This is a genomic window from Ruegeria sp. THAF33, from assembly GCF_009363615.1.
Classification (GTDB): domain Bacteria; phylum Pseudomonadota; class Alphaproteobacteria; order Rhodobacterales; family Rhodobacteraceae; genus Ruegeria.
On record NZ_CP045384.1, the window covers coordinates 170,386 to 183,495 of the forward strand.

At 58.0% G+C, this 13,110-nt stretch carries 16 protein-coding genes; 7 read left to right on the plus strand and 9 right to left on the minus strand.

Annotation, left to right across the window (positions count from 1 at the left end):
* Positions 1–58: 58 nt before the first annotated feature.
* Complete coding sequence (locus FIU92_RS00820; protein WP_152456752.1) at positions 59–505, plus strand: YtoQ family protein; 447 nt, start codon at positions 59–61, stop codon at positions 503–505.
* Between the two features lie 50 nt (positions 506–555).
* On the opposite strand, the gene FIU92_RS00825 is transcribed toward FIU92_RS00820, so the two are convergent.
* Positions 556–1,254: a glutathione S-transferase family protein gene (locus tag FIU92_RS00825; RefSeq protein WP_152456753.1), complete on the minus strand. Its 699-nt coding sequence runs from the start codon at positions 1,252–1,254 to the stop codon at positions 556–558.
* Between the two features lie 210 nt (positions 1,255–1,464).
* Here FIU92_RS00825 and FIU92_RS00830 point away from each other — a divergent pair, with 210 nt between their 5' ends.
* Positions 1,465–2,277, plus strand: a complete 813-nt coding sequence (locus FIU92_RS00830) for a mechanosensitive ion channel family protein (protein ID WP_371419725.1) — start codon at positions 1,465–1,467, stop codon at positions 2,275–2,277.
* Between the two features lie 189 nt (positions 2,278–2,466).
* On the opposite strand, the gene ald is transcribed toward FIU92_RS00830, so the two are convergent.
* On the minus strand, positions 2,467–3,585 hold the full coding sequence (ald, locus tag FIU92_RS00835; protein WP_152456755.1) for an alanine dehydrogenase: 1,119 nt from the start codon (positions 3,583–3,585) through the stop codon (positions 2,467–2,469).
* 135 nt (positions 3,586–3,720) lie between these two features.
* Between ald and FIU92_RS00840 the strand changes: the two genes are divergently transcribed.
* Positions 3,721–4,179, plus strand: a complete 459-nt coding sequence (locus tag FIU92_RS00840) for an Lrp/AsnC family transcriptional regulator (protein WP_152456756.1) — start codon at positions 3,721–3,723, stop codon at positions 4,177–4,179.
* A 3-nt stretch (positions 4,180–4,182) separates the two neighbouring features.
* Here FIU92_RS00840 and FIU92_RS00845 read toward each other — a convergent pair whose 3' ends face one another.
* Complete coding sequence (locus FIU92_RS00845; protein WP_152456757.1) at positions 4,183–5,022, minus strand: CPBP family intramembrane glutamic endopeptidase; 840 nt, start codon at positions 5,020–5,022, stop codon at positions 4,183–4,185.
* A 280-nt stretch (positions 5,023–5,302) separates the two neighbouring features.
* On the opposite strand from FIU92_RS00845, the gene ppk2 reads away from it, so the two are divergent.
* Positions 5,303–6,220 carry a polyphosphate kinase 2 gene (ppk2, locus tag FIU92_RS00850; RefSeq protein ID WP_371419726.1) on the plus strand — a complete coding sequence of 306 codons (918 nt, stop codon included), beginning with the start codon at positions 5,303–5,305 and terminating at the stop codon, positions 6,218–6,220.
* A 67-nt stretch (positions 6,221–6,287) separates the two neighbouring features.
* Here the strand turns inward: ppk2 and FIU92_RS00855 are convergent, their stop codons facing one another.
* The 3 genes from FIU92_RS00855 to rpsU form a co-directional block, all read right to left on the minus strand.
* Positions 6,288–7,265, minus strand: a complete 978-nt coding sequence (locus FIU92_RS00855; RefSeq protein WP_254705336.1) for a CAP domain-containing protein — start codon at positions 7,263–7,265, stop codon at positions 6,288–6,290.
* Between the two features lie 83 nt (positions 7,266–7,348).
* Complete coding sequence (locus FIU92_RS22660) at positions 7,349–7,537, minus strand: hypothetical protein (RefSeq protein ID WP_172978446.1); 189 nt, start codon at positions 7,535–7,537, stop codon at positions 7,349–7,351.
* A 25-nt stretch (positions 7,538–7,562) separates the two neighbouring features.
* Positions 7,563–7,769, minus strand: a complete 207-nt coding sequence (gene rpsU, locus FIU92_RS00860; RefSeq protein WP_005614280.1) for a 30S ribosomal protein S21 — start codon at positions 7,767–7,769, stop codon at positions 7,563–7,565.
* Positions 7,770–7,880: 111 nt separating this feature from the next.
* Between rpsU and FIU92_RS00865 the strand changes: the two genes are divergently transcribed.
* Both FIU92_RS00865 and FIU92_RS00870 read left to right on the plus strand, forming a co-directional pair.
* Positions 7,881–8,573, plus strand: a complete 693-nt coding sequence (locus FIU92_RS00865; protein ID WP_152456759.1) for a COQ9 family protein — start codon at positions 7,881–7,883, stop codon at positions 8,571–8,573.
* Positions 8,574–8,634: 61 nt separating this feature from the next.
* Complete coding sequence (locus FIU92_RS00870) at positions 8,635–9,621, plus strand: NAD(P)H-quinone oxidoreductase (protein WP_152456760.1); 987 nt, start codon at positions 8,635–8,637, stop codon at positions 9,619–9,621.
* A 30-nt stretch (positions 9,622–9,651) separates the two neighbouring features.
* On the opposite strand, the gene FIU92_RS00875 is transcribed toward FIU92_RS00870, so the two are convergent.
* Complete coding sequence (locus FIU92_RS00875) at positions 9,652–10,509, minus strand: DUF2189 domain-containing protein (protein ID WP_152456761.1); 858 nt, start codon at positions 10,507–10,509, stop codon at positions 9,652–9,654.
* A gap of 192 nt (positions 10,510–10,701) precedes the next feature.
* On the opposite strand from FIU92_RS00875, the gene FIU92_RS00880 reads away from it, so the two are divergent.
* Complete coding sequence (locus tag FIU92_RS00880; RefSeq protein ID WP_152456762.1) at positions 10,702–11,685, plus strand: quinone oxidoreductase; 984 nt, start codon at positions 10,702–10,704, stop codon at positions 11,683–11,685.
* A gap of 49 nt (positions 11,686–11,734) precedes the next feature.
* Here the strand turns inward: FIU92_RS00880 and FIU92_RS00885 are convergent, their stop codons facing one another.
* Together FIU92_RS00885 and FIU92_RS00890 are read right to left on the minus strand one after the other, a co-directional pair.
* Positions 11,735–12,268, minus strand: coding sequence for an outer membrane protein (locus FIU92_RS00885; protein WP_152456763.1), 534 nt, complete (start codon positions 12,266–12,268; stop codon positions 11,735–11,737).
* A 261-nt stretch (positions 12,269–12,529) separates the two neighbouring features.
* Positions 12,530–13,006: a YHS domain-containing (seleno)protein gene (locus FIU92_RS00890; RefSeq protein ID WP_152456764.1), complete on the minus strand. Its 477-nt coding sequence runs from the start codon at positions 13,004–13,006 to the stop codon at positions 12,530–12,532.
* Between the last annotated feature and the right edge of the window lie 104 nt (positions 13,007–13,110).

Consider the following 13,110-nt stretch of genomic DNA (forward strand, 5'->3'; position numbering starts at 1 on the left):
TATTTCAGAAAAGATGAAGGGGCGGTGGCGCCCTTTCCGTGTTTACGGAGGACGAAAGATGCTGAACGTGTACCTCTCTGGCGAAATCCACACCGATTGGCGCGAACAGATCATCGACGGCGCGCAGGGGTTGGACATCACATTCAACAGCCCGGTGACGGACCACGCGGCCAGCGACGATTGCGGCGTTGCCATTCTGGGGGAAGAGCCAAACAAATACTGGCATGACCACAAGGGTGCGATGGTCAACGCGATCCGGACCCGCAAGGGCATTTCGGATGCTGACGTGGTGGTTGTCCGGTTTGGCGACAAGTACAAACAGTGGAACGCGGCTTTTGATGCGGGCTATGCCGCAGCGCTGGGTAAATCCATCATCGTGCTGCACGGCCCCGAGCATCAGCACGCGTTGAAAGAAGTGGATGCATCCGCGCTGGCCGTGGCGGAAAAGCCCGCGCAGGTTGTCGAAATTCTGCGGTATGTGCTGACGGGTGCACTGCCGGGCTGAGTTTTTCAATGCGGGTGCCGGTTTCGGCACCCCGTCGATTGCGAAGCAGATCAAGCGCGTGGGGGTATGGTCTTGCCGCGCTGCACCGCCGGGCGTTGCATGAAACGGTCGACATAGGCGACGACATTGGCGTAGCCGTCCCAGCCAACAACCTCTTTCGCGCCGTAGAAGTCCAAAGCATTCAACCAGGGGGCAAGCGCGATATCGGCGATGGAGTAATCGCCGGCGATCCAGTCTTTCCCTTCCAGTTGCGTGTTGACCACGTTCAAAAGGCGTTTGGCCTCGTTGACATAGCGTTCGCGCGGTCGGGGGTCTTCGATTTCGCTGCCCGCGAATTTGTAGAAGAAGCCAAGCTGGCCGAACATCGGCCCTACGCCCCCCATTTGGAACATCAGCCATTGTGTAATGCGATGCTTGTCTGCTGCGCTTTGTCCCAGCAACTTGCCTGATTTCTCGGCCAGATACAGCAGGATTGCCCCGCTTTCGAACAGGGCCAGCGGCTTGCCGTCCGGCCCGTTGGGATCGATGATCGCTGGGATTTTGTTGTTTGGATTCAGCGACAGAAACTCGGGGCTTTTGACATCCGCATCCGATAGCGTCACCAGATGGGGCTCATAGGGCAGGCTGGTTTCCTCCAGCATAATCGATGCCTTTACGCCGTTTGGAGTCGGATAGGAATACAGTTGAATCTTGTCCGGGGACTGCGCGGGCCAGCGCGCCATGATCGGATGAGGTTTGTTGTCCAGCATTGGGGGCTCCTGTTTGGCTGTCCCTGTAAAAGCTAGGGGCCACGCCTGATTTATATAAGCCCTTGGCGATGTGCATTTCCGGTCAGGCCGTGTTTTCTGGTGAACAAAGGGGAAATCCAACGCAACTCGCACCTAGACCGGAAGCCAAACTTGGCTCACAATCTGGTGACCCCCGCGAAAACCTCGCGGGTTTCTTGCTGTTGAAAGGAGATGGGCGTGGATGAGGTCGTAACACAGGTGGGCGCATTTGCCCCGCTGATCATGAGTGCCGTCAAGGCGCTTGTCGTTCTGATCCTGGGCTGGATCGTGGCTGGTGCAATCGGGGGCATGGTTCGCCGCCGGATCAATTCGACGCCGCATATTGATCCGACGCTAGGGAACTTTTCGGCTAGCCTGGTCAAATGGGCCATTCTCGCCATGGTTCTGGTTGCCGTTCTGGGCATCTTCGGAATTGAAGCCACCAGCATCGTCGCCATTCTGGGTGCCGCGTCTCTGGCTATCGGCCTGGCGCTTCAAGGCACGCTCAGCGATCTGGCGGCCGGTGTGATGCTGGTTGTCTTCCGGCCCTACAAGCTGGGTCAATTCGTTGATATCGGCGGCACGTCAGGCACCGTAAAGGACCTGAACCTGTTCACCACCGAGCTGGTGACGCCGGACAACGTGCAGATCATCGTTCCGAACGGTCAGGCATGGGGCTCGATCATCACGAACTACTCTGCCCATGACACGCGTCGTGTCGATCTGGTGTTCGGAATCGACTATGGCGACAGCGCGGACAAAGCCATGCAGATCATTCTGGATGTGGCCAAAGCGGACAGTCGCATTCACAGCGACCCGGAACCCTGGGTTCGGGTTACGAACCTGGGTGACAGCTCGGTGGATCTGACGGCACGGCTGTGGTGCTCGGCGCCAGACTATTGGGATGTCAAATTCGAGCTGACGAAAATGATCAAGGAAGCCTTTGACGACAAGGGTATTTCGATCCCTTACCCTCATTCGGTGGAAATCCAGAAACAGGGGTGACGGCTCCCGCCCGTCGATCGGGCATTCGAAAATGCCCTCCTCCTGTTGGGCCGGGCACCGCGCAAGGGCGCGGTGCCCTTTTCTTTGTTCAAACCGTAGCTTTGGGTCCGACCGCGCCACGCCTGTGGCGTGGCGCTATGCCCAACGCTGGAAATCGCTTTTCAAAAGCGATTTCAGGGGCGGGAGTGGTTACGACTTGACGATCACGTTGGGCGAGACGACGTCGATACCAAGGGCCTTGCCGACCGCGTAGTAGGTCAGCTTGCCAGCGTGGACGTTCAGACCTTCCAGCAGATGCGGATCGTCCTGACACGCCTGTTTCCAGCCTTTGTCCGCCAGAGACAGCATGAACGGCATTGTTGCGTTGCCCAGGGCGATGGTCGAGGTGCGCGCCACCGCGCCCGGCATGTTGGCAACGCAGTAGTGCATGATGCCGTCGACGTCGTAGATCGGGTCGGCATGGGTGGTGGCTTTCGACGTCTCGAAGCACCCGCCCTGATCGATGGCAACATCGACAAGTACGGCACCGGGTTTCATAGTCGACAACTGGGCGCGCGAGACAAGTTTTGGGGCCGCAGCGCCGGGGATCAGAACGGCACCGATGACCATATCGGCATCCTGGATCAGCTCGGCCGTGGCACCCGCCGTCGAATACTGGTTCTTGAAGGTGCCGCCAAAGACGTCGTCCAGATAGCGCAGCCGCGGCAAGGAGCGATCCAGAACGGTGACATCCGCGCCCATTCCGGCAGCGATCTTCGCCGCATGAGTCCCTACGACGCCGCCGCCGATTACGACCACTTTGGCAGGGCCGACACCGGGTACGCCACCCATCAAAACGCCGCGCCCGCCATTGGCCTTTTGCAGTGTCCACGACCCGACCTGAGGGGCCAGACGACCGGCAACTTCGGACATCGGTGCCAGCAGGGGCAGGCCGCCGTTCGCATCGGTCACAGTCTCATAGGCGATTGCGGTGCAACCCGATTCCAGCAGGTCATGCGTCTGGTCCGGGTCCGGGGCCAGGTGCAGATAGGTGAACAGCAACTGCCCTTCGCGCAGCATCTTGCGTTCCACGGCCTGGGGTTCCTTGACCTTGACGATCATGTCGGCGGTAGCAAACACCTCTTCCGCAGTGTCAATGATACGCGCGCCAGCCGCGACATAGGCGTCGTTGTCAAATCCCGCGCCGATGCCTGCGCCGGATTCGATCAGAACTTCGTGACCACGTGCAACTGCTTCCTGAGCAGCATTGGGCGTCATCCCGACGCGGAATTCCTGGGGTTTGATTTCCTTGGGGCAACCGATTTTCATGGGGTTCTCCGTACATAAACTGCTTAAATTATGTGCATTTCGCAGTGCAATTTCTGTGAAAGAAAACGTGTCAGTGCATTTTTCTTTGGAAGAATATCGCGTAATATACAAAAACCTTGCAAAGGAATTGCATAAATGAGCTTGGATACGACTGATCGCAAGATTCTGGCGGCATTGCAAAAAAACGGTAGGATGTCGAATTCGGAATTGTCTGAACAGGTCAACTTGTCTCCGTCGGCTTGCCACCGGCGTGTTCAGCGGCTGGAGGTTGAAGGCTACATTCGCAACTACGTGGCGCTGCTGGATGCGCGGAAGATGAACGTGCCGACAACGGTCTTTGTCGAGATCACGCTACAGGGTCAGGCCGAAGAGGTTCTGGATGCGTTTGAAAAGGCGGTGGCCCGGATACCGGATGTGCTGGAATGCCATCTGATGGCCGGTACGGCGGATTACATTCTGAAAGTTGTGGCGGAAAACACCGAAGATTTCGCCCGCATCCATCGGCAATACCTGTCGCGCCTGCCCGGGGTGGCGCAAATGCAAAGCTCGTTTGCCTTGCGTACCGTGTTCAAGACCACTGCCTTGCCCGTCTAAATGTCATAAAGGTCCGGGATAGGTGAACAGAAAAAGATGGGTCAGGTTGAACCCGAAATGCATCATCACAGGCACCCACAGGCGTCTGGTTGCATAGTATCCCAATCCGCAGGCCAGCCCGAGAATGGAAGCAAAAACCACCAGCGCCGGCCCCCCGGAGAAATGGGCCAGCCCGAACAGCAGGCTGGCAGCGATCACGCTGCAAGTGGCCCCAAAACGCGACGAGATGGCCGATTGCAGATAGCCACGAAAGAAGGCTTCTTCCGTCAGGCAGGTCAGAAACAGGTTGGACAGGGCAAATACCAGCCACCAGGGCGGGACCGTAAATTCCGGCTGTACCGCGCCGAAGGAAAGCCCCAACAGAAACAACCCCGGCAGGAGCAGCAACCCTGCCAGCAAAGCCGTGCGTTTGATCTGCGTTTTGCCGCGCAGCATCCCGGGCCAGGCCAGAAGAACGGCAAAGAAGACCATCGGTTTGTCCAGGTTCAGATGCAGGGTGAAACTGGCACTTCCCGCGCCTGCCTGTACCTGATCCAGAATTTTCACATTTTCGAATCCCGGCAGCAGATGTGCACCCATCACCAGACACCACAGGATCAACAACAAGTGTCCGGCGACAGCAGGCCATCCTTTCAGATGGGGCAGCAACAAAGCTCCGACCAGACCAAAAACCGCCGCAGCGATCGCCATGGGTGACATCAATCCTGTCGCCGAGGCAATGCTGATGAACAAAACCAGCAGCGACAAGCCGATGCCTGTCCGCCGGGTCAGCACCATCAATTGCGCTGATATAAGAACAAGCCAGGGCCAGATCGCGGGCATCACGGAAAGAAGGAATGTCACAATCGCCTCGCCTTTGTCATGCGCACCGTGATGCCGCACCAAAACGAGGCAATGCAAGCATCCGTGGCCAAGCGCCGTGCATTGCGTCAATTCAGACGCTTGTATCCCCCGGGCCAGATGTACAAATTCAACGGAAAGACCGTATACCCGCGCTGGACCTGATTTGCAGGCACGACAACAGCCGCAGGACTCGTGACCCTAGCGTCAATTTATCTGGTGGCATCAGGTTGTTACACGGGCCCGATATGGTCGGAACCCGAAGACCGAGAAGGAGCTGACCTTGGACAACGAAAACACTGGCGCCCCCAAAGACTGGCTGGAAGCCGAGCTGGAGGACACGCTGGACGAAGATTTCGAGATAGAATTCAGTGAACCGATGCTGTCGATGGAAGTCCGGAAAATCTATCGGGAACAGCATCCGGACATGTTGGATCGCAAGGTTTACTTCCGCAATCTGCTGCGCCTGCAAGCCGAACTGATCAAGGTTCAGGACTGGGTACAGCATACCGGGGCCAAGGTCTGTATCCTGTTTGAAGGCCGTGACAGTGCCGGTAAAGGGGGCGTGATAAAGCGGATCACCCAGCGTCTGAACCCGCGTGTCGCGCGCGTGGTGGCATTGCCGGCACCCAGCCGCCGAGAGCAAAGCCAGTGGTATTTCCAGCGTTACGTACCGCATCTGCCGGCGGCGGGCGAAATCGTTCTGTTCGACCGCTCCTGGTACAACCGGGCCGGCGTCGAGCGGGTGATGGGTTTTGCGTCCGAGGACCAGGTTGAACAATTCTTTCAGGACGTTCCTGAGTTCGAGCGGATGCTGGTGCGGTCAGGGATCATTCTGCTGAAATACTGGTTCTCGATCACGGACGAGGAACAGCAGTTGCGATTCCTCATGCGTATTCACGATCCGATGAAGCAATGGAAGCTGTCACCGATGGATCTTGAATCCCGCATCCGCTGGGAATCCTACACAAAGGCCAAAGAGGATATGCTTTTCCGAACGAATATCCCCGAGGCCCCGTGGTACATCGTCGAAGGCAATGACAAAAAACGCGAAAGGCTAAACTGTATCGAGCATCTTTTGACAAAAATCCCATACGAGGACGTGCCTCAGGAAAAGGTCAATCTGCCCGACCGCAAGTACAACCCGGAATATGAACGCCGCGTTTTGCCGGATGAGCTTTACGTACCAAAGATCTACTGAAGCAAAATCAGGCTCTGAGCCGGAATATGCGAGGCCGACACGACCGGCCTCGCACGGGGTCAACTGATCAGGCTGCATCCATCATGCAGTCAAAGTGAAAGTAGTTGACCATTGTGATGTCACAGTCATCGACGTCGGCTGTTTCGGTGCCCGCAGGCTCGGATTCCGTTTCCGGCGTGACGTCGACGGTCGGCATCATGTCGATATCATCGGTGTTTGCCACGTCCGTGTCGCCGTTCATATCGTCACCCCAGTTGAACTCGTCAAACTGCGCTTGCAGGTTTTCGAGGAAACTGGCGATTTCATCCAGGAAGGCCTGAACGTCAAAGCAGAACGTCTCGGCCTCACCTCCGTCAACCACGTCCACGTCCGGCGTTTCGAGTTCCGGCTCTTCGGTCTCGGTGACGTCGGTGTCGGGTGTTTCGGGCTCCGGTTCCTCGGTCTCGGTGACGTCGGTATCGGGCGTTTCGGGTTCCGGCTCTTCGGTTTCGGTGACGTCGGTGTCGGGTGTTTCAGGTTCCGGGTCTTCCGGAACGGCAACTTCGTCCGGTGTGGTTGGCGGAACGGGCGGTGTGTTCGTATTGCCGTTGTCCAGCATGACTGCCGCGTCGGTTGCGGCAAAGTTCTGGGTGACCATCACCGCATCAAAACCCTGCATATCGCCGGTTTCGATACCGATTCCGATATATTTGAAATCCGGGTTCAGAATATTGGCGCGGTGGCCCGGGCTGTTCATCAGGTTCTGGTGCAACTGAGCCACGTCATCGCTGATGCCGGGCTGTCCGCGTTCGGACTGCCATGCGATGTTTTCGCCGGTCCGCCAGTTGCCCTCAAGATCGAACCCGGCGTTTTGCATCCGCTGAGTCGCACTGGAACCGCCCGAGCCGGTGTGGCTGAACGTGTCTGTGTCCAGCATCCAGGTGCTGTGATCTTCGGATGAATCGTTCAGCTGTGTCTCAAGCTGAAGCGGGTTGAGCCCGCGGGATGTGCGTTCCTGGTTTATCAGCTCCAGCATCTCGCGTTCGAATGTACTTGCAGTCGACATTTTTGCCTCCGTTTGTGTTTGTGCCCTTCCGGACGGGCTCACTTAGAGGTCGGGATATCGGCGGTGGTAGGGGGTGGTTCACCTCAGGCGAGTTTTGGCAACGCGATGCTACCGATGCGGGATTCGCTGCTCTGCAAAATGCCGGGCAAAATGTTGCTGGCGAGGAAATGGCGGCTTGTCGCACAGCCGGTACCACGAGTCGGCGGATTGAAACCGATCGCCGAAACGACAAACCCCCGGGCGATGCCTCGGGGGTCGTCAAATAGTGTCATCCAAAGCTGGACGAGACCAAAGGTCTTAGAGCAAACCTTCGCGCTGTGCTTTCTTACGTGCCAGTTTACGGGCACGACGGATCGCTTCAGCCTTCTCGCGCGCTTTTTTCTCGGACGGTTTCTCGAAATGTTGCTTAAGCTTCATTTCACGGAACACGCCTTCGCGCTGCAGCTTTTTCTTCAGGGCACGAAGCGCCTGATCGACGTTGTTGTCGCGAACACTAACCTGCATGTGGTTGTCACCACCTTTCTAGATAGAGTTGCAAGGAAATTGCAGGAGTTGGCCGTATAGCAAAGCCGCTCTAACTTGTCTAGTACTGGGCCCGACAACCGGAGAACCGCCATGACGACCACATATGAAGATGCAAAACAGCAGCTTTTGGATGCGATGCTGATCCATGTTCCCTTCGACGGGTGGTCGGAATCCAGTTTCCGCGCCTCCATTTCCGACTGTGGTCTGGATGACGGTCTGGCACGCGCGATTTGTCCGCGCGGCGCGGTGGATCTGGCGCTGGCCTACCACGCGCGCGGGGATCAGGCGATGCTGGACCGCATCAGGTCCGAGGACCTGAGCGAACTGAAATTCCGCGACAGGATTGCCGCTGCGGTTCGGTTCCGGTTGCAGGCCGTCGAGGACAAAGAACTGGTGCGCCGGGGCATGACGCTGTTTTCTTTGCCAACCCATGCGGCCGACGGTGCCAAGGCGGTTTGGCAGACCTGCGATCTGATCTGGGATGCGCTGGGCGACAGCTCGGATGATGTGAACTGGTACACGAAGCGGGCCACTTTGTCGGGTGTCTATTCCTCGACCCTGCTGTTCTGGCTGGGTGATGACAGCCCGGATCATCAGAACACGTGGGAATTTCTGGATCGCCGGATCGCGAATGTCATGGAGTTTGAAAAGCTCAAGGCGCAGATGCGCGACAACCCGGTGCTGAAACCGTTTCTGGCGGTTCCGAACTGGCTGGCAGGTCAGGTGAAGGCCCCGGTCAAAATGCGGGCCGATCTTCCGGGAATGCTGAACCCCCGAAAGTAGCGCGTCTTGATGCTGGGCCTTGGCCCTGATGCCTGCTAGGCATTGGGCAAAGGAGGTGCCTATGACCCAGATGATGCGCGCTGTTGAGATCACCGAACCGGGTGGTCCCGATGTTTTGCAACTGACCGAGCGTCCGATTCCCGAACCGGGTGCGGGGCAGGTCGTTCTGAAAGTGGCCTATGCCGGGGTGAACCGCCCGGATGCGTTGCAGCGCGCGGGCGCTTACGATCCGCCGCCCGGTGCCAGCGACCTGCCGGGGCTTGAGGCTTCGGGCGAAGTGGTCTCGGTCGGGGCCGGGGTCGAAGGACTGTCCGTCGGGGATCAGGTCTGCGCGTTGCTGCCGGGCGGCGGCTATGCCGAATATGTCGCCACCCCTGCGGCCCATTGCCTGCCGGTTCCTGCCGGCATGGGAATGAAAGAGGCGGCCTGCCTGCCCGAGACCTTTTTCACCGTCTGGTCCAACGTGTTTACGCGGGGCGGGCTGAAGGCCGGTGAACGATTTCTGGTCCATGGCGGCTCGAGCGGGATTGGCACGACGGCCATCCAGTTGGCCAATGCCTTTGGCGCCCGCGTTTTTGCCACCGCAGGGTCGGATGAAAAATGTCAGGCTTGCGTCAAGCTGGGTGCGGAAAGGGCGATCAACTACCGCGATGAGGATTTTGTGGCCGTCATGCGGGCCGAAGGCGGGGCAAACCTGATCCTCGACATGGTCGGAGGCGACTATATCCCGCGCAACGTCAAAGCTTTGGCCGAGGATGGGCGGCTGGTCCAGATCGCCTTCCTGCAAGGCCCGGTGGTCGAGCTGAACTTTGCCCTCATGATGGTCAAGCGCCTGACCCTGACCGGCAGCACCCTGCGCCCGCAAAGCGATCTGGCCAAGGCCCGGATTGCGCAGGACCTGCGCGAAGCTGTCTGGCCTCTGCTTGAGGCAGGCAAGGTTGCGCCTGTCATGGACAGCGAATTTGATCTGGCCGAGGCTGCGGCCGCCCATGCACGCATGGAAAGCTCGGGCCATATTGGCAAGATCGTCCTGCACGTCGCGGGCTGAACTCTGCGCGCGCGGGGCAGACCCGCGCGTTCACGCAACCGCGCGGCGGTACAGGTGCCATGTGGCATGGCCCAGAACCGGCATCACTATGATCAGGCCCAACAGCATCGGCACGGCACCCAGAAACAGAAGGGCCGCCACGATGAAACCCCAGGTCAAGATGACGCCGGGGTTGTGACGCAACACTCGAAACGACGTCACGACCGCCACCGGCAATCCGACTTGCCGGTCCAGAAGCAACGGAAAGCTGACGACGCTGATCGCCAGAGCGCAAAGAGCGAACACGAACCCAACGGCGAGTCCGACAACCATCATGGTCCAGCCGGCAACCGTAGTGACGGCCTGCTTGGCAAAAGTGCCAAGTGACGCGGGGGCTTCTGGCCCCATTGTATGCGTGTAAATGCTCTGCGCCACCATCAGCCAGATCAGCAGAAGCATCACCAGATAAAAACCCAAAACCAGAATTGCGCCGAAAGCCGGAGAGCGGAATACACCGAACGCATCCAACCAATGCACCGTGCTGCCTTGTTCTCGTTTGCGGCTGATCTCATACAGCCCCACAGCTGCGACTGGACCGATCAAGGCAAAACCGGCGACCAGAGGCGCCAGAAGTGGCACCATGTTGACGTTCAGGGCAAAGCCGAACATCAAAAGCCCCGCGATCGGGTAGATCAGCACAATGAATATGGCATCCGCCCGTGTTTCGACAAAGTCGTGATACCCCGCCTTCAGGCAGGCGCGCAGATCTTGCATCGTCAATGTCTGCACCATCGGCAAATGCGTGGTATCCGCGCTTCCGAGTTTTGAAACGCTGTCCGAGACATGATCACTGGCCGCCCCCAGATTCTGGGCTGCCCAACTGATCGGATTTCCGATTGTTTTAGCCATTTTCATCCCCTTTCCTGGCGAGATTTGCGCCGCGGAATGGATCCGGCATTAAGTTGTCCGTGGCCGGACCAGCCGACAACGCCTGATCGCAGTATAGCACAGTTTGGCGGAATCCTGATCAACACTCTGATATCTGACGATTGCTCCGCATCGCAGTCATGTTAGCTTGATGTCAGGCAAGAGGAGGTCAGGATGCAGACAACAGCGAAAACGGTGGTATTGCACGAATTCGGCGGGCCCGAGGTTCTGCGGATCGAAGACAGGCCATTGGGCGACCCCGGACCGGGTGAAATACGTATCCGTCATCATGCCTGCGGTCTAAACTTTATCGATGTTTATCAACGCACTGGATTGTATCCCCTGGAGGTCCCCCATGCTTTGGGGATGGAAGCGGCGGGTGTCGTCGAGGCCGTCGGGGAAGGGGTAACGCACCTGAAACCCGGTCAACGGGCCGCGTATGCCGCAGCCCCACCCGGCGCGTATTGCGAGGCCCGCGTGATGCCTGCGGCACAGGTGTGCCCTTTGCCGGATGGCATCTCTTTCGACGCTGCTGCGGCAATGATGTTGAAGGGTTTGACGGTTGAATACCTGTTTCACCGAACCACTCCGCTGAAACGCGGGGATACGGTGCTGTTCCACGCAGCGGCGGGTGGGGTCGGACTGATCGCCTGTCAATGGGCGAAGTCAGAAGGGATCACTCTGATTGGCACGGCGGGAACCGATGAGAAGTGCAGCCTCGCCCGGTTCAACGGGGCCGCGCATTGCATCAACTACCGCTCTGAGAATTTCGCCGAACGGGTGGCCGAGATCACCAAAGGCAAGGGTGTGGATGTGGTCATGGATTCCGTGGGGGCGGACACGTTCGACGGATCGTTGAACTGCCTGAAACCCTTGGGAATGATGATTTCCTTCGGCAACGCCTCAGGGCCGGTGCCGCCATTCGATATCGGTGTTCTGGGCCAGAAAGGATCGCTCAAGATTACCCGCCCCACTTTGTTCACCCATATTGCGGACCACTCCATCTGTCAGGCAATGGCACGCCGCTTGTTCGGCAAGGTCGAGGGCAGAGAGGTCAAGATCCACATTGATCAGCGCTTTGCGCTGGATCAGGTGGCCGATGCACATCGCGCGTTGGAAGCGCGGCAGACGACCGGCAGTACGATTCTGGACCTTTGATGCGAAACCCGGCCTGTCAGGCCGGGTTCAACTTTATCCGGAGTGCCGTTCAGAACCGGTAAGAGACACGAACCTGCAATGTGGTTGCGTCGACATCCACATTGTTTCCGTTGAAGTTATCGAATTCGTGGTACAGAAGTTCTCCGCCAATACTCACATTTGGGGCCACGATCTGTTCATAGCCTGCGCCGATGAACCACCCGTCATCACTGCCCAGGGTGTCGGTGCCCGCTTCGGCGTAGCCTGCCGTGCCGTACAGCAAACCTTGCGGGTTTACCTTGTAGCCGGCGCGCGCCTTCAACCGCCAGACATCTTCGACAGTTGCGGCGCCGGACAGGCCCACGTCAGTCCAGTCATAGTCAAATCCGCCGCCAACGACCCAGTCGCCCAGATCATAGTCGTAGCCCAGGATGATACCACCGATCGCGCCATCGCCATCGACACCGGACAGGCTGGTGTCTACATCGGCATAACCCAGTTGCAGACCGCCATAAAACCCGGTCCAGTTGCCCGAGGATTGTGCCATTGCCGATCCCGCGACCACGGTTGCGACAGTAGTGATGAGAGCCAATTTCAAAGTCATCTCATTTCCTTTCGATTGTCACTCTGCTCCAGTGAAATTCGGTTCACTTATGCAGACAGTTACGATCCGCGAACGTCATCGGATCAGTGATACCTACGAACCCCTGCCCGAATTCTGGCTCTGAAACGTGAATAGACACGCCGGGGGGCCTTTGAAATCGGGCACTTCTGATACTGATGAGATAGGAAGAAACGAGAGGTCTTCAAACGATATGCGGCGGCGGAACACTCCGCCGCCGACACATCTGAAGATTTAGGCGGATTATTGCTTTTGCAATTCAGCAGGGGTCTTGTCCGCGATGTTTTCCCAGTTTGCACTTGCGCTTTCGATAAAGCCCGGGATGTCGCCTTCCCAGCGATCCTGGATGTCTTTCGACAAGTTCAGGTACAGTTTGTTGTCGACGATTTTCCAGTGGTTCGGGTCACCGTCGAACTTGAAGCCCATGGCTGTACCGAAGGCGCAATAGCCGCCATAGGCAGGCAGGTAAGCTTCCGGGTTGGCTTCAAAGGCGGCTTTGTTTTCCTCGGACGAGAAACGGTACAGCGCATCGTCGTGTAGCGCGGTGATGCGATAGTCGCCCTTGGTCGCTTCACCGACGGTGAAATAGGCAACCGGGTCATAACCCTGCATGGCCAGACCGGTCGAGCTTGCGTTGATGTCCACCCCAGCGGCCAGTGCGGATGTTGCCAGTGCAACGGACAGAGCGACGCCACCGATCAGAGATTTAAACTTGTTCATTGTTCCACCTTTCGTGAAAGGAGCCTCGTCTGTGTGCGGATCGAAGGCCCCGGATTGTTGTCCTGTGTGGCCCGTAATTGACCGTCACGACAGCGATCTGGGAA